The organism is Flavobacterium sp. YO12 (assembly GCF_004119495.1).
Lineage (GTDB): Bacteria > Bacteroidota > Bacteroidia > Flavobacteriales > Flavobacteriaceae > Flavobacterium.
In genome coordinates this window covers 60,142-76,865 of the sequence record NZ_NRQU01000002.1, presented here as the reverse complement: position 1 = coordinate 76,865, position 16,724 = coordinate 60,142, and the positions used below count along the sequence as shown (strand labels likewise).

At 35.4% G+C, this 16,724-nt stretch carries 11 protein-coding genes; 7 read left to right on the top strand and 4 right to left on the bottom strand.

Features of this window, described 5'->3' with window-relative positions:
* The first annotated feature begins 76 nt into the window (after nt 1-76).
* Nucleotides 77-2,185: a prolyl oligopeptidase family protein gene (locus BOW55_RS00985; RefSeq protein WP_129022591.1), complete on the top strand. Its 2,109-nt coding sequence runs from the start codon at nt 77-79 to the stop codon at nt 2,183-2,185.
* Between the two features lie 411 nt (nt 2,186-2,596).
* Entirely contained in the window at nt 2,597-3,592 is a 996-nt protein-coding gene (locus tag BOW55_RS00980) for a Gfo/Idh/MocA family protein (protein WP_129022590.1), read from the top strand.
* Between the two features lie 221 nt (nt 3,593-3,813).
* Here BOW55_RS00980 and BOW55_RS00975 read toward each other — a convergent pair whose 3' ends face one another.
* The 3 genes from BOW55_RS00975 to BOW55_RS00965 all read right to left on the bottom strand — a co-directional run bounded on the left by BOW55_RS00975 (nt 3,814) and on the right by BOW55_RS00965 (nt 10,035).
* Entirely contained in the window at nt 3,814-4,743 is a 930-nt protein-coding gene (locus BOW55_RS00975) for an outer membrane beta-barrel protein (RefSeq protein WP_089053755.1), read from the bottom strand.
* Between the two features lie 177 nt (nt 4,744-4,920).
* Nucleotides 4,921-9,450, bottom strand: coding sequence for a DNA polymerase III subunit alpha (dnaE, locus tag BOW55_RS00970; protein ID WP_129022589.1), 4,530 nt, complete (start codon nt 9,448-9,450; stop codon nt 4,921-4,923).
* A 165-nt stretch (nt 9,451-9,615) separates the two neighbouring features.
* Nucleotides 9,616-10,035 (bottom strand): DUF417 family protein, encoded by a 420-nt coding sequence (locus BOW55_RS00965; RefSeq protein WP_129022588.1) that lies wholly within the window; start codon nt 10,033-10,035, stop codon nt 9,616-9,618.
* Nucleotides 10,036-10,632: 597 nt separating this feature from the next.
* Here BOW55_RS00965 and leuC point away from each other — a divergent pair.
* The 5 genes from leuC (at nt 10,633) to leuB (ending at nt 16,215) form a co-directional block, all read left to right on the top strand.
* A complete protein-coding gene (gene leuC / locus BOW55_RS00960) occupies nt 10,633-12,027 on the top strand; it encodes a 3-isopropylmalate dehydratase large subunit (protein ID WP_129022587.1) in 1,395 nt (464 codons plus the stop codon).
* A gap of 178 nt (nt 12,028-12,205) precedes the next feature.
* The gene (leuD, locus tag BOW55_RS00955; RefSeq protein WP_129022586.1) at nt 12,206-12,802 is read left to right on the top strand and encodes a 3-isopropylmalate dehydratase small subunit; all 597 of its coding nucleotides are present in this window, start codon (nt 12,206-12,208) and stop codon (nt 12,800-12,802) included.
* A gap of 108 nt (nt 12,803-12,910) precedes the next feature.
* Nucleotides 12,911-13,483 (top strand): O-methyltransferase, encoded by a 573-nt coding sequence (locus tag BOW55_RS00950; RefSeq protein WP_129022585.1) that lies wholly within the window; start codon nt 12,911-12,913, stop codon nt 13,481-13,483.
* A 44-nt stretch (nt 13,484-13,527) separates the two neighbouring features.
* Nucleotides 13,528-15,051: an alpha-isopropylmalate synthase regulatory domain-containing protein gene (locus BOW55_RS00945; RefSeq protein WP_129022584.1), complete on the top strand. Its 1,524-nt coding sequence runs from the start codon at nt 13,528-13,530 to the stop codon at nt 15,049-15,051.
* Nucleotides 15,052-15,159: 108 nt separating this feature from the next.
* The gene (leuB, locus tag BOW55_RS00940) at nt 15,160-16,215 is read left to right on the top strand and encodes a 3-isopropylmalate dehydrogenase (RefSeq protein WP_129022583.1); all 1,056 of its coding nucleotides are present in this window, start codon (nt 15,160-15,162) and stop codon (nt 16,213-16,215) included.
* A gap of 139 nt (nt 16,216-16,354) precedes the next feature.
* Here leuB and BOW55_RS00935 read toward each other — a convergent pair whose 3' ends face one another.
* Nucleotides 16,355-16,705 carry an RNA-binding protein gene (locus BOW55_RS00935; RefSeq protein ID WP_089053747.1) on the bottom strand — a complete coding sequence of 117 codons (351 nt, stop codon included), beginning with the start codon at nt 16,703-16,705 and terminating at the stop codon, nt 16,355-16,357.
* Nucleotides 16,706-16,724: the final 19 nt, after the last annotated feature.

Genomic DNA, 16,724 nt, shown 5'->3' with positions numbered 1-16,724 from the left:
TAATATGGTTTAACTTTTTGCATTCATTTTTCACAACAAAAAGTGCTATTTTTGTTACAACAGATAAAAACTAACTATGAAAAAAACATTTTTATTGATGGCAATCACAACTGCAGGAATTTCATTTGCTCAAAATAAAATTCAATATCCAGAAACCAAAAAAGGAGAAACTGTTGATGTCTATTTTGACACAAAAGTAAGCGATCCGTATCGTTGGCTTGAAGATGACAAATCTGCTGAAACGGGCGCTTGGGTTAAAGCTCAAAACGAAGTTACTTATGCATATCTAGATAAAATTCCGTTTCGTGACGAACTTAAAAAACGAATGGAAAAACTTTGGAATTACGAAAAAATCGGCGCTCCATACAAAGAAGGAAAGTTTACTTATTATTCAAAAAATAATGGTCTTCAAAATCAATCTGTGGTTTATAGAAAAGATCAGAATGGTAAAGAGGAAGTTTTCTTAGATCCAAATACATTTTCTAAAGACGGTACGACTTCGCTTGGCGGATTAGATTTCTCTAAAGATGGAAGCAAAACTGCTTATTCAATTTCTGAAGGCGGAAGCGACTGGAGAAAAGTTATTATTATTGATGCCGTATCTAAAAAAGTTCTTGAAGATACTTTGGTTGACGTAAAATTCAGCGGTATTTCATGGCTTGGAAACGAAGGTTTCTATTATTCAAGTTATGACAAACCAAAAGGAAGTGAATTATCTGCAAAAACAGATCAGCACAAATTGTACTTTCACAAATTAGGAACTTCTCAAAAAGAGGATAAAGTAATTTTTGGTGCAGATCAAAAAAGAAGATATGTTGGAGGTTACGTTACTGAAGACAATCGTTTTTTAGTAATTACAGCAGCAAATTCTACTTATGGAAACGAACTTTATATTAAAGATTTAAAAACGCCAAACAGTCCAATTGTAACCATTGTAGACAACTTCAACACTGATAATAATATTATCGAAAATGAAGGAAGTAAATTATTTATTCACACTGATTATAAAGCTCCAAACGGACGTGTGGTTACTGTAGATTTTAGTAATCCAAAACCTGAAAACTGGAAAGATTTTATCAAAGAAACAGAAAATGTTTTATCGCCATCTACAGGAGGCGGATACTTTTTTGCTAATTATACAAAAGATGCAGTTTCGTTAGTTTTACAATACGATTACAACGGTAAATTAATTCGCGAAATCAAACTTCCTGCGGTTGGAACTGCCGGAGGATTTAGAGCAAAAAAGGAAGAGAAAATTTTATACTACAGCTTTACAAATTATACAACTCCAGGAAGTATTTTTTCTTTTGAACCAAAATCTGGTAAATCAGAAATTTATCAAAAACCAAAAGTTGATTTCAAAAGCGAAGATTACGAGTCTAAACAAGTATTTTATACTTCAAAAGACGGCACAAAAATCCCGATGATTATTACTTATAAAAAAGGAACAAAATTAGACGGTAAAAACCCAACGATTCTTTATGGTTATGGTGGATTCAATATTAGTTTAACTCCAAGTTTCAGTATTGCAAATGCGGTTTGGATGGAAAATGGAGGTGTTTACGCAGTTGCCAACTTAAGAGGAGGAGGCGAATATGGTAAAAAATGGCACGATGCAGGAACGAAACTTCAAAAACAAAATGTATTTGATGATTTTATCGCTGCTGCTGAATATCTAATTGCTCAAAAATATACTTCATCAGATTATTTAGCTATTCGCGGAGGTTCTAACGGAGGATTATTAGTTGGAGCAACTATGACTCAGCGTCCTGATTTAATGAAAGTAGCTTTACCTGCAGTTGGTGTAATGGATATGTTACGTTACCATACTTTTACTGCTGGAGCTGGTTGGGCATATGATTATGGAACGGCTCAAGACAGTAAAGAAATGTTTGAATACCTTAAAGGATATTCTCCAGTTCAAAGCGTTAAAAAAGGAGTTCAATATCCTGCAACTATGGTAACTACTGGTGATCATGATGATCGTGTGGTTCCTGCTCACAGTTTTAAATTTGCTGCTGAACTGCAAGATAAACAAACAGGAAACAATCCAGTTTTAATTAGAATTGATGTAAAAGCAGGACACGGAGCAGGAAAATCTGTTGCGGCTACAATCCAGGAGAATGTAGACATTCAGGCTTTCACACTTTACAATATGGGCTTTAAAGCTTTGCCGAAAAAGTAAGACTTTAAAAACTTAATTTTTTAGCCACGAATTACACTAATTTCCACGAATTTTAATTGTGGCGGATGTGTAAATCGTGGCTTATTTTTTTGCCACTGATTAAAAGAATTTGCGGGATTTAAAATCTGTGGAAATCTTTTTAATCTTTGGCTTTATTAATTTGTTTCCCGCAGATTTTGCAGATATAATTAGATTAAAAAATCTGCGCATATCTGCTTAAATCTGCAAAATCTGCGTGAAATTAATTCGTGAATTCGCGGCTAACTTTTTTGTTCGATATTTTTCTCACGCAGATTTAGCAGATAGGCAGATTTTTTTTTCACTATGAATCAGCAGGAAAAATAAATTAGTGAAAATTAGTGCAATTCGTGGCAAACCTTTTTTAAATTTGAAAAACCAAAATATCCAAAGATGAAAATTATAAAATGGGGAATTATAGGCTGCGGTAATGTAACCGAAGTAAAAAGCGGACCTGCTTTTCAGAAAGCTCCAAATTCAGCTTTAGTTGCCGTAATGCGAAGAGATGCTGCACTTGCCGAAGATTATGCCAAACGTCATAATGTTCCGAAATGGTATTCGAATGCCGTTGATTTAATAAATGATCCCGAAGTTGATGCGGTTTATATTGCTACTCCTCCATCATCTCATAAAGAATACACCATTTTATGCGCCAAAGCTGGAAAACCTGTTTATGTTGAAAAACCTATGGCTTTGACTTTTGAAGAGTGTAATGAAATGATCAGCGTTTGCAAAGAACATAATGTGCCTTTGTTTGTTGCTTATTACAGAAGAAGTTTACCTCGGTTTTTAAAAATAAAAGAATTAATTGACAAAGGAAAAATAGGAACTATAAGACATGTAAACTGTGTTTTATATCATCCTTTTGAAGCACGTTATGATGATGAAATCAATCTTCCGTGGACGGTTTTACCTCATATTTCCGGCGGCGGAATTTTTGTTGATTTAGCTTGTCATACTTTAGATTTTCTAGATTATGTTTTAGGCCCTATAAAATCAGTTCGCGGACATGCTACTTCGCAATTAAAAGCATATCCAGCCGAAGACTCTGTTTCGATGTCATTTTTATTTGAAAATGGTATTCACGGAACGGGTTTGTGGAATTTTACTAGTTTTGAACGTTACGATAATACCGAAATTGTTGGTGATAAAGGAAAAATCTCATTTTCGACTTTTGGAAATGACCCAATTCATATTCAATATGCGAATGGAGAAAAAGAAAGTATTGCAATCGAAAATCCGCTTCATATTCAACAGCCACTTATAGAAACGGTAATTACTGAACTTTTAGGCAAAGAAGGATCTTCTCCATCGAAAGGAACTTCAGCATCAAGAACGACTTGGGTTATTGATGAAGTTTTGAAGGAGTTTAGAAACTCGAAATCTTAAAATTATCGCTGAGAGCGAAGTCGAAAAGCTAGTACTATTTACACAATCTTGTCATTTCGACTGAAAGGAGAAATCACACGCGGGAATCTACAGAGAGAGTCGCCAATCTTTGTATAGTTTCTAGTGTGATTTCTCCTTTCAGTCAAAATGACAAAAAAACAAAAAAAGAGGATATTCATTAAGAATATCCTCTTTTCTAAAAACTAAAAAACTTCTATAAATTATAGGCTGTATTTAAGACCTAAAGTCAAACCTAAGCCTGAGATTCCAACATAAGAGCTTAACTCATCCATTGGTTTATCTTTATTAACTCCGTTTGGATTTGTTGCAGCGTTGTTAGAATTAACATCTAAACCATCTCTATAATTTGTATGAATTTGAGCTGTCGATCTAGTAGCTAAAGCATCATTACCATTCACTGTAAATTCAGTTGTTTCTTTTGTTTTACCGTGTACAGTAAAGTTTCTATACTCTAATTCAGCAAAAGCAGAAATATGTTTTCCTAATTTGTATGAAGTTCCTAAAGCTGCTGTAAATCCAATAGTTGGATTTGGTTTTACTTTATCAACACTATGAACATCTCCAAAAGCAACTGGTGCTCCTGTAGTTGGATTAAAAGCGATTGGAGCACGTGCATCTGTAGTAATTTCTAAATCTCCATGAACTGGAACTAAAACACCTACTTTAGTATACGGCTCAAATCCTTTGTGCTCTCCTAAAAACAACACTAAAGCTGGAGCAATATCAAATGCAGTAATTTGACCTACTGATTTAAAGTTATATACACCGCTTGGCGTAATTGGCATATCTGATGTAGTTTGCGCCATTGTTTTATCATTACTAGTGTAATAATTTGCTCCTAACTCAACTCCTAAACGAGTATTAAATCTATATCCAGCAGTAATACCAGTTCTAAATCCTTGACCAAAAGAACCTGTAATACTTTTTTCAGAAACTAATTTTCCTCCTACATAAGTTCTATTCATTGCATCATGTCCTCCAACTGTTGGAAACTCAGTTGAAGCAGTTTGGTTGAAATATGATCCACCCAATTTGAAATACCAGCTTTCTGGTTTGTCTGCTTTTTCAGTTTGCGCAATTGTGGCCATAGAACAAACTAATAATCCTAATAAAAATAGGTTCTTTTTCATAATTCTGATTTAATTAATTTATACAAACATAGAATTTTTTAACATATTCTTATAATTTGCATTGTTAGACTTGGAACGAAATCGTTGTAATTTGGAGCAATATTACTAAAAAACTATTATGCACGCATAATTTTAACACTAAAAAAATGCATTATTCTAAATTTTAACTGTTAAAATTTAGTTCAGCTTAAAATTTACCTGTAATTTCTCTAATTCCTGAAGCAGCTCAGCAGAAATCCTAATCTTTAATCTTCGGCTTGGCATTGTTAATTTGGTAACAACTTTTATTTCTTCAATTTCATTTACTTCCTGAATCTTGGTTTCTTGCGCTGCATCTTCATTTTCATCTTCAAAAACAGCATCATCGCTTTCTTCAAAATCAGCGGGAGTTTCTACCTCAACAAGTCGTTTAATTTTTTCCAATTCCATAATCTCAAAAGTCACCGAATTTTCGCCTTTATTTTCATTAAATAAATGACTTAATCTATGAATAAATTCGGTTTGAAGATCTTGAATGTTTAGTAAAACAATCAGTTTTTTAGCAAAAGCCTCCATAATATCCTGCAATTGTCTGATTTCGACAAACTGCATTCTTGGATCTGATTTTTTACCCGTATCATGGTTTACCCAACCATCTTTTATTAGTATTTTTAGAAAGGCAAAATTATTCTGTATCAGGAAATGTCGAAATTTAAGATATTCTTCTCCAAAAATCTTAAACTCATAACTTTCATCATAACCTTCTAAGTTAAACACTGCCCAGCCTTTTCCGTTTTTTGCCACACGGTGCTGAACGTTATTGATAATTCCAGCAAAGTTTAAATTTTTACCCACAAATTCATTCATACTTTTCAATGATTCTAGTCGAGAATTACAGAAATACTTCATTTCAAATCTAAAATCATCAAGCGGATGTCCGGAAATATAAATCCCGACAACTTCTTTTTCTTTTGCCAGTTTTTCCATTGTACTCCAATCTTCACATGCGGGAATAATTGGCTCTGCAATCTGCACTTCGCTTGCTTCTCCAAACAAACTTACTTGTGATGAATTTTCATTTTCCTGAAACTTTGATCCATATCGAATTGCTTTTTCATAAAATGTAATTCCGTCGCCATCATCATGAAAATATTGTGCTCTGGTTGTTCCTTCAAAAGAGTCGAAACCACCAGCAAGTACTAAGTTTTCAATCGCTTTTTTATTGGCAGCACGCAAATCAATTCGCTGCGCCAAATCAAAAATCGATTTATATCTTCCGTCTTTTCTGTTTTCTACAATCGTTTCAACCGCTCCAGAACCAACACCTTTAATCGCTCCCATTCCAAAACGAACTGCATAATCATCGTTTACGGTAAATTTATAATACGATTCATTTACGTCTGGTCCCAAAACTTGTAATCCCATACGTTTGCATTCTTCCATGAAAAAGGAAACTTGTTTGATATCGTTCATGTTATTCGAAAGTACCGCCGCCATATATTCAGCTGGATAGTGTGCTTTCAAATAAGCCGTTTGGTAAGCAATCCACGCATAACAAGTCGAGTGCGATTTGTTGAAGGCGTAACTCGCAAAAGCTTCCCAGTCTTTCCAGATTTTCTCCAAAACTTTGGCATCGTGACCTTTTTGCGCCGCTTGTTCCACAAACTTCGGCTTCATTTTATCTAGTACATCCTTTTGTTTCTTACCCATCGCTTTACGCAAAACGTCGGCCTCACCCTTTGTAAATCCCGCCAAAGACTGAGACAAAAGCATTACCTGCTCTTGGTAAACTGTAATTCCGTAGGTTTCCGACAAATATTCTGCACAGGCATCTAAATCGTATTTTATTTCTTCGTCACCATTTTTTCTTCGAACGAAAGATGGAATATACTCCAAAGGTCCCGGACGATAAAGTGCATTCATGGCAATTAAATCTCCAAAAACCGTCGGCTTTAGATCTTTCATGTATTTCTGCATTCCGGGTGACTCGTATTGAAAGATTCCAACAGTTTCACCTCTCTGGAAAAGCGCATATGTTTCTTCATCATCGATTGGAAATGTATCTGGATCCAATTCAATTCCTGTTCTGTATTTTACCAGTTTTACAGTATCTTTTATCAGCGTAAGAGTCTTCAGACCCAAGAAGTCCATTTTCAGCAATCCCGCACTTTCTGCAACCGAGTTATCAAACTGTGTTACATATAAATCAGAATCTTTTGCAGTAGTAACTGGAACGTAATTCGTAATATCCGATGGCGTAATAATTACCCCGCAGGCGTGAATTCCAGTATTACGCATCGATCCTTCAAGGATTTTTGCCTGCTGAATGGTTTCTCCCGCCAAATCATCTTCATTGGCAATGGCGATTAATTCTTTTACATTGTCAAATTCGTCTGAACGAAGTGCTTTTTTAACTTCCTCCTCACTCTCTGAAATAAAACGCGCCAAATTCCATTTTGACGGCATCATTCCCGGAATCAATTTTGCAATTCTATCGGCTTCAAACAACGGTAAATCCAATACACGCGCCGTATCACGAATCGCCGATTTGGTTGCCATTTTACCATAAGTGATAATCTGCGCTACCTGTTTTTGACCGTATTTGTTGATTACGTATTCCATAACACGTCCACGACCCTCATCATCAAAGTCGATATCAATATCGGGCATCGATACACGGTCAGGATTTAGGAAACGCTCAAAAAGCAAATCGTATTTAATTGGGTCAATATTCGTAATTCCGAGGCAGTAAGCAACGGCAGAACCCGCTGCAGATCCACGACCGGGCCCTACAGAAACGTCCATATTTCTAGCTTCGGCAATGAAATCCTGTACAATTAAGAAATAACCCGGATAACCTGAATTCGAAATCGTTAATAACTCAAAATCGAGACGTTCTTGAATTGATTCTGTAATTTCTCCATATCTTCTTTTGGCTCCTTCCATTGTAAGGTGTCGCAGGTATTTATTTTCACCACGAACACCTCCATCAGCCTCATCTTCTTCAACAACAAATTCTTGTGGAATATCAAATTTAGGAAGCAATACATCACGATAAAGTGAATATCCTTCTACTTTATCGACAATTTCCTGAATGTTAATAATGGCTTCAGGCAAATCGGCAAAGAGTTTTTTCATCTCTTCTTCGGACTTGTAATAGTATTCCTGATTTGGAAGTCCGTAGCGATAACCACGACCACGACCAATTGGCGTTGCCTGTTTTTCACCGTCTTTTACACAAAGTAAAATATCGTGTGCATTGGCATCTTCTTTATTTAAATAATAAGTATTATTGGTTGCAATTAGCTTTACATTATGCTTTTGCGAAAATTCAATCAGAGTTTTGTTTACGCGATTTTCATCTTCCTGATTATGGCGCATCAATTCCAGATAAAAATCATCACCAAATTGTTCCTTCCACCAAATTAAAGCTTCTTCGGCTTGGTTTTCACCAATGTTCAGAATTTTACTCGGAATTTCTCCATATAAATTTCCAGACAAAACCATAATATCTTCCTTGTATTTTTCGATAATCGCGCGATCAATTCTAGGAACATAGTAAAATCCGTTGGTAAAAGCGATAGAAGACATTTTAGCCAAATTGTGATATCCATTTTTGTTTTTGGCTAATAATACAATCTGGTTTCCGTTGTCTTTTTTACTTTTATCTAAATGGTTTTCACAAACGTTAAATTCACAGCCCACAATTGGTTTAATCTCCGTTTCAGTCGGCTCTTCTCCAGCTTCAACTAAAGCTTTATTTTTTCCTGATGCTGCTTTGTTGTGGTTCATAACGGCGCTCACAAAGTGAAATGCGCCCATCATGTTTCCGGTATCCGTCATGGCAACAGCCGGCATTCCGTTTTTAGCAGTAGCTGCAACAATATTCCCAATTCCGATCGTTGATTGAAGAACCGAAAACTGTGTATGATTGTGTAAATGCGAATATTTTGCTGCTTTAAAATCTTCTCTGTCAGAATGCGAAACTGCAGGTTCTTTACCAACAGATTCTAAAGCTTTTAATTGCTCTCTGATTTTATCAGAAGCCGCTTTTAAATTGATGTGTTTTAAACCAATTAATGGAAACTCTTGCGGATTTCTAGCTTGAAATTCTTTGAAATATTCCTTTGGAACATCAAGTTCTTCTTTAGTAAAAACCTCTCTTCTAATTAACTCCAAGAAACAGCGAGTAGTTGCCTCAACGTCGGCAGTTGCGTTGTGCGCTTCTGCAAAAGGTTTATCAAATAAATAACTGTGTAACTCTGTTAATGTTGGCAATTTAAATCTTCCTCCACGACCTCCGGGAAGCTGCAATAATGAAGCCGTAACTTCTGTACAAGTATCTAGAACCGGCATTGTGCTCATTGGCGAATCTACACCCATTCTATGGAATTCAGCTCCCATAATATTAACATCGAAACCTAAATTCTGACCGACAATAAATTTAGTTTTACTTAAAGCGATATTGAATTTCTCTAAAACTTCTGCCAGCGTGATTCCATCAGCTTCCGCCAATTCAGTTGAGATTCCGTGAATACGCTCGGCATCATACGGAATATTAAATCCATCTGGTTTTACCAAATAATCCTGATGTTCAATAAGCTGTCCCATTTCGTCATGAAGCTGCCATGCGATCTGAATACAGCGAGGCCAGTTATCAGAATCAGTTATTGGAGCATCCCAGCGTTTTGGTAATCCAGTAGTTTCGGTATCGAATATTAAATACATAAGCTTAAAAAGGCAAAATTAAAGTCCCAAAATCCAAATTTTACACCACATAAAACATTGATTATATGCGCTATACAAAATAGTAAAATATAGAATAGAGGAAATTCAAATTTAGTCTTTTTTTAAACAATTCAGCTAGTGAATTTGTTAAGAAAAGCACTTATTTTATTCCTTCCCTTTTACACAAACCATTAACGAAATCGCCAAATATGGAATATCTTTTAAAATAAAAAAATCAGTTATAGGAAAACCTTCTAGACTTTTAAAAATACCAGGAGTTGTAATTAAAAAACTCAATGTTGTAATAAATATAATAGCAGAAGCACAGCCGGCATAAAGGCCGATTCTCTTAACAAATAAAGAAGCAAGCAATCCCAACCCAGTAAGAACTTCAAAAATTCCGATAAAATTCGAAACCTGCTGCACTGACATAACTTTATACATCCAGCTCATTGCAAAATGATTCTCGACTAAACCTTTTATTGCTTCGGCTTCGACGACAGTAAATTTGAAAAGACCTACCCAGATTAAAATAATTACTGTTCCTAAAACTCCTAATGTGTAAGCGAATTGATTTAAATTCATGGCATATTTATTTAAAATTAGAGGTTTCAATATTAGAAGTTCTTTTTGAAAGTAATTGTCAGCTAGTTGTCATAATCAATCAATTTACCAATTATGATATTTTTGTTTTCATTTAATTTCATTCTAAAAACAAAAAATACACTTCTTGGATGTCGTATTATTTTATCTAAAAAAGACATTAAAAACGTTTCTAAAATCTAATTCTAAATGCTTGTAAAAGTGTTTAAACGCCTGATTTCAAAAACAAAAAAAGAAACCAAAACTGGTAATTATTACTATTTTCACTCAATTTGTTACATATTTTCAAACAAAATACTCTTTTTTATAGCTATTTTAAAATAAATTTGCAAACTATCAAAACAAAAAACAATTAAGCAGGATTTAAGCAAAAAAAGAAAAACAAAATCAATTCCTTATACATTTTTAGACAAAAATTGAAGACAAAAAAAGCCATTTCGCAATTTGTATTTTAGTTTGGGTATCGTATATAATGAAATATTGAAATTGACGCCTTTGTATCTTTTTTTACTTTTGTTTTGCTATTATAATGAACAGGAAAATGCTGTAGTTATAGAAATTACATTTAAAAAAATAAAAATGAGTAAGACATTATTTGACAAAGTATGGGATTCACATGTAGTGCGTAAAATTGAAGATGGACCAGATGTGTTTTTTATTGACCGCCATTTCATTCATGAAGTTACGAGTCCTGTTGCTTTTTTAGGATTAAAATCAAGAGGCGTTAACGTTTTATACCCACAACGTACTTTTGCAACCGCAGATCACAATACACCAACCATAAACCAACATTTACCAGTTCAGGATCCTTTATCTGCTAATCAGCTTCAAGCTCTTGAAGACAATGCAAACGAATACGGAATTTCACACTGGGGATTAGGTCACCAAAAAAATGGAATTGTACACGTAGTTGGTCCTGAAAACGGAATTACTTTGCCAGGTGCTACTATTGTTTGCGGTGATTCGCATACATCTACTCACGGTGCCTTTGGAGCTATTGCTTTTGGTATCGGAACTTCTGAGGTTGAGATGGTGCTTTCTACACAATGCATTATGCAGCCTAAACCAAAGAAAATGCGCATTAACGTAAATGGTCAATTAAGCAAAGGTGTTGGTCCAAAAGACGTTGCACTTTATATTATTGCTCAATTAACTACTTCTGGAGGTACAGGTTATTTTGTTGAATACGCTGGTGATGTTTTTGAAAACATGACTATGGAAGGTCGTATGACAGTTTGTAACTTAAGTATCGAAATGGGTGCGCGAGGCGGAATGATCGCTCCTGATCAAACTACTTTCGATTTCCTTGAAGGAAGATTATACGCTCCAAAAGGTGAAGCTTGGACAAAAGCTGTTGAATACTGGAAAACTTTAAAAACTGATGCTGATGCTGTATTTGATGCTGAGTTAAACATCAAGGCTTCAGACATTGAACCAATGATTACTTATGGTACCAATCCTGGAATGGGAATTGGTATTTCAAAACATATCCCAAGTGCAAAAGAAGTTGAAGGCGGTGAGGAAACTTACAAAAAATCTTTAGCTTATATGGGTTTCCATGAAGATGATGTGATGATTGGAAAACCTATTGATTATGTTTTCTTAGGAAGCTGTACAAATGGACGTATTGAAGATTTTAGAGCTTTCGCCGAAATTGTAAAAGGAAGAAAAAAAGCAGACAATGTTACCGCTTGGTTAGTTCCAGGTTCTCACGTTGTTGAAGCTCAAATTAAAGAAGAAGGTATCTTGGATATTTTAACCGAAGCTGGTTTCGTATTACGTCAACCGGGTTGTTCTGCTTGTTTAGCAATGAACGATGATAAAGTTCCTGCTGGAAAATATGCAGTAAGTACTTCAAACAGAAACTTTGAAGGTCGTCAAGGTCCTGGATCAAGAACGCTTTTAGCAAGTCCAATTATGGCTGCTGCAGCTGCTGTTACAGGAAAACTAACAGATCCGAGGGAATTATTCTAATTCCTGCTGTAAGCTGTAAGCAATAAGCTGTAAGCTTTTAACAGAATCTTAAAAAAGGCTTACAGCTTATTGCTTAAAGCCTAAAGCAAATAAAAAATAAACGCTGTACAAAAAGCTTAAAGCCTATAGCCTATAGCTTATAGCCTAAAGCAAAAAAACAGCCTAAAGCAAAAACAAAATGGCATACGATAAATTTAACATACTTACCAGCAGTGCAGTGCCGCTGCCAATTGAGAACGTAGATACAGATCAAATCATCCCAGCTCGTTTCTTAAAAGCTACAAAACGTGAAGGTTTCGGAGACAACCTTTTTAGAGACTGGAGATATAATGGAGACGATACTCCAAAAACTGATTTCGTTTTGAACGATTCAACTTACTCTGGAAAAATCCTTGTTGGAGGAAAAAACTTTGGTTCAGGATCTTCAAGAGAACATGCTGCATGGGCAGTTTACGATTACGGATTTAGAGCTGTAGTTTCAAGTTTCTTTGCTGATATCTTCAAAGGAAACTGTTTAAACATTGGTGTTTTACCAGTTCAGGTTAGTCCTGAATTCGCTGATACCATTTTCAAAGCGATTGAAGCTGATCCAAAAACAGAATTAGAAATCAATCTTCCAGAACAGACAATTACTTTATTGTCTACAGGACAACAAGAATCTTTTGCGATCAACGGATACAAAAAGAATAATATGATTAATGGCTTTGATGACATTGATTATTTACAAAATATCAAAGAAGATATCGTGGCTTTTGCTGATAAACTTCCTTACTAACCAACAACCAAAAAACAACCAACCCAAAAAGCAGTTACTCAAGCTCAGCCAAGGTTGACCTTAGTAACTGCTTTTTAACTATTTTTTTGAATCGATACTAAGCTCAGAATGAACGACAACAACATTGTTTTACCTAAATTCTATTCAGAAATCAAGATTGATTCTGAAAAAATTTCGTTTTCAATGCCGTCAGATTTACAAACAGGAAGCTTTCTAAGAACATTAATTGCATCCAAAAAAGACGGTCACTTTTTAGAATTAGGAACTGGAACAGGATTATCGCTTGCATGGATGATTGAAGGAATGAATGAAAATTCAAACTTAATTTCCATTGATAATTTGGCAGAATATCAAAATGTTGCCAAAAAGTATTTTCAAAAATCAAATGTTTCATTTGTTTGCAATGATGCCGAAAAATGGATTTTAAATTACAACGGAGAAAAGTTTGATTTAATTTTTGCTGATGCCTGGCCCGGCAAATATGCTGTTCTAGAAGAAACTTTGCAACTATTGAAACCAGGAGGAATTTATTTAATCGATGATATGTTACCGCAAAAAAACTGGCCAAAAAATCATGATAAAAATGTCGAAATTCTTATTCAAGATTTAGAAAAAAGAAATGACATTCAACTTACAAAAATGTGCTGGTCAACAGGTTTGATTCTGATAACAAAAAAATAAAATACAAACTATCAGCTTATCATTAAAAAGCTAACAATATAATAATGGAAAAAAGAAAAATTGAAATAATGGATACGACACTCCGTGATGGCGAACAAACCTCGGGAGTATCTTTTTCTGCTGCAGAAAAACTAACCATTGCACAATTGTTGTTGGAGGAATTAAATATTGATAGAATCGAAATTGCTTCGGCACGCGTAAGCGAAGGAGAATTTCAAGCTGTAAAAAGCATTACTTCCTGGGCTGAAGAAAGAGGATATATTAACAGAATTGAAGTACTGTCGTTTGTTGATGGTGGCGTTTCGATTGAATGGATGAAAAAAGCCGGTGCCAAAGTGCAGAATTTATTGACCAAAGGCTCAATGAATCACTTAACACATCAACTAAAGAAAACACCTGAACAGCATTTTTCTGAAATTGCACAAATTATCGCTTTAGCGAAAGAAAATGATATTGAAACGAACGTTTACTTAGAAGATTGGAGCAACGGAATGCGAAATTCTCCTGAATATGTTTTTCAATTTCTGGATTTCTTGTCGACGCAGCCAGTAAAAAGAATTCTACTTCCTGATACTTTAGGCGTTTTAATTCCGTCCTTGGCTTTTGAATTTATTTCTAAAATCAGAACAAAATATCCTGATGTTCATTTCGATTTTCATGCGCATAACGATTACGATTTAAGTGTTGCCAATGTTATGGAAGCTATAAAAGCCGGCATAAACGGACTTCATGTAACGGTAAACGGAATGGGAGAACGAGCAGGAAATGCACCTCTCGAAAGTACTGTTGCCGTTATAAACGATTATTTGCCAGAAGTAAGCATCAACATCAAAGAAACTTCTTTATATTCTGTAAGTAAATTGGTGGAAACTTTTACAGGATATAGAATCCCAGCCAACAAACCAATCGTTGGTGATAATGTTTTCACACAAACAGCTGGAATTCACGCTGATGGTGATAATAAAAACAATTTATATTTTAATGATTTGCTTCCGGAGCGCTTCGGAAGAAAAAGAAAATACGCTCTCGGAAAAACTTCTGGAAAAGCCAATATCGAAAAAAATCTTCAGGAATTAGGCTTAAAACTAAACAACGAAGATTTGAAATTGGTTACCCAAAGAATTATCGAATTGGGCGATAAAAAAGAAACTGTAACTAAGGAAGATCTTCCATACATTATATCCGATGTTTTGGACAGTCATACTTACGAAGAAAAAATAAAAATCGAGTCCTATATATTAGTACACTCAAAAGGAATGCGTCCGTCTACGACTTTGTGCCTGAAATTTGGCGATGAAATCATCGAAGAAAATGCACAAGGCGACGGTCAGTTTGATGCTTTTATGAACGCTTTGTCAAAAATTTATAAAAGCAAAAAATTAACGCTTCCAAAATTAATTGATTATGCAGTTAGAATCCCTCCCGGAAGTAGTTCTGATGCGTTGTGCGAAACCATTATTACGTGGACAAACAACGAAAAAGAATTTAAAACCCGCGGATTAGATTCTGATCAAACTGTTGCAGCGATTATTGCAACACAAAAAATGTTGAATGTAATTGCCGATTAGAAGTACAAAGGTTCAGAGGCGCAAAGGAACAGAGGTTTTTAAAATCTTGTTCCAAACCTTTGAACCTTTGAGCCTTTTCCACTATGAACCTTAAATAACACATATAGAATGAAATTAAACATAGCCCTTTTAGCCGGAGACGGAATCGGACCAGAAGTAATAAATGAAGCTGTAAAAGTATCTGATGCTATTGCACAAAAATTTGGACATGAAATTACTTGGAAACCAGCTTTAACCGGTGCAGCTGCAATTGATGCCGTAGGTGAGCCTTATCCAGATTCAACACACGAAGTTTGTAAAAATGCTGATGCCGTACTTTTTGGAGCGATTGGCCACCCTAAATATGATAATGATCCTTCTGCACCAGTACGTCCAGAGCAAGGTTTGTTAAAAATGCGTAAAGCATTAGGTTTGTTCGCAAACGTAAGACCTACTTTTACATTCCCTTCATTATTAGACAAATCTCCATTAAAAAGAGAAAGAATCGAAGGAACTGACTTAGTTTTCTTAAGAGAATTAACTGGCGGAATTTACTTTGGAGAAAAAGGAAGAAAAGATAACGGAGATACCGCTTACGACAACTGTGTTTACACAAGAGCAGAAGTTCAGCGTTTAGCTAAAAAAGGTTTCGAATTAGCGATGACACGTTCTAAAAAATTATGCTGCGTTGACAAAGCAAACGTTTTAGAAACTTCACGCTTATGGAGAGAAACAGTTCAGGCAATGGAAAAAGAGTATCCAGAGGTTGAAGTTAGCTACGAATTTGTTGATGCTGTAGCAATGCGTCTGGTTCAATGGCCAAACTCTTATGATGTATTAATTACAGAAAACTTATTTGGAGATATCTTAACAGACGAAGCTTCTGTAATTTCAGGTTCAATGGGCTTAATGCCTTCTGCTTCTATGGGAGCTGAAGTATCTTTGTTTGAACCAATTCACGGTTCTTATCCGCAAGCAACTGGATTGAACATCGCTAACCCAATGGCTACTATTTTATCTGCTGCTATGATGTTCGAAAACTTCGGATTGATGGAAGAAGGAAAAGCAATGAGAGACGCTGTAAACAAGGCTTTAGAAGCTGGTGTAGTTACTGAAGATTTAGCAGATGGTGGCAAAGCATACGGCACCAAAGAAGTTGGTGACTGGTTAGCAGCGAATGTATAATTATGTTTATCGTAGAGGCGCACTGCAGTGCGTCTCCTCGGTATCTTAGACGCACTGCAGTGCGCCTCTACAGAAAAATTACCACATAAAAAAAGGGATCAACTTTCGTTGATCCCTTTTATATATTTAGAAAAAAATATTAATATCCTCCTCTGTTACCACCACGGTCGTTTCCACCACGGTTGTTTCCGTAACCTCCGCGAGAATCACCTCCACGGTTGTTATTGAAGCTTCTTCTTTCACCTTCAGGTTTTGGTTCAGATTTATTTACAACAATTGTACGACCTTGAACAGTAGCTCCGTTCAACTCATCAATTGCTTTTTGAGCTTCCGCATCGTTTGGCATCTCTACGAAACCAAAACCTTTGCTTCTTCCAGTAAATTTATCAGTGATAATTTTAACTGAATCTACTGCTCCATAAGCCTCGAAAGACTCTCTTAAATCTGCTTCCTCAATACTGAATGGAAGGCTTCCAACAAAAATGTTCATATGTACTTATTTATAATAA

Coding starts and splice junctions, on each gene's coding strand:
- BOW55_RS00985 (WP_129022591.1), top strand. CDS start 77: ATGAAAAAAACATTTTTATTGATGGCAATCACAACTGCAGGAATTTCA.
- BOW55_RS00980 (WP_129022590.1), top strand. CDS start 2,597: ATGAAAATTATAAAATGGGGAATTATAGGCTGCGGTAATGTAACCGAA.
- BOW55_RS00975 (WP_089053755.1), bottom strand. CDS start 4,743: ATGAAAAAGAACCTATTTTTATTAGGATTATTAGTTTGTTCTATGGCC.
- dnaE (WP_129022589.1), bottom strand. CDS start 9,450: ATGTATTTAATATTCGATACCGAAACTACTGGATTACCAAAACGCTGG.
- BOW55_RS00965 (WP_129022588.1), bottom strand. CDS start 10,035: ATGAATTTAAATCAATTCGCTTACACATTAGGAGTTTTAGGAACAGTA.
- leuC (WP_129022587.1), top strand. CDS start 10,633: ATGAGTAAGACATTATTTGACAAAGTATGGGATTCACATGTAGTGCGT.
- leuD (WP_129022586.1), top strand. CDS start 12,206: ATGGCATACGATAAATTTAACATACTTACCAGCAGTGCAGTGCCGCTG.
- BOW55_RS00950 (WP_129022585.1), top strand. CDS start 12,911: ATGAACGACAACAACATTGTTTTACCTAAATTCTATTCAGAAATCAAG.
- BOW55_RS00945 (WP_129022584.1), top strand. CDS start 13,528: ATGGAAAAAAGAAAAATTGAAATAATGGATACGACACTCCGTGATGGC.
- leuB (WP_129022583.1), top strand. CDS start 15,160: ATGAAATTAAACATAGCCCTTTTAGCCGGAGACGGAATCGGACCAGAA.
- BOW55_RS00935 (WP_089053747.1), bottom strand. CDS start 16,705: ATGAACATTTTTGTTGGAAGCCTTCCATTCAGTATTGAGGAAGCAGAT.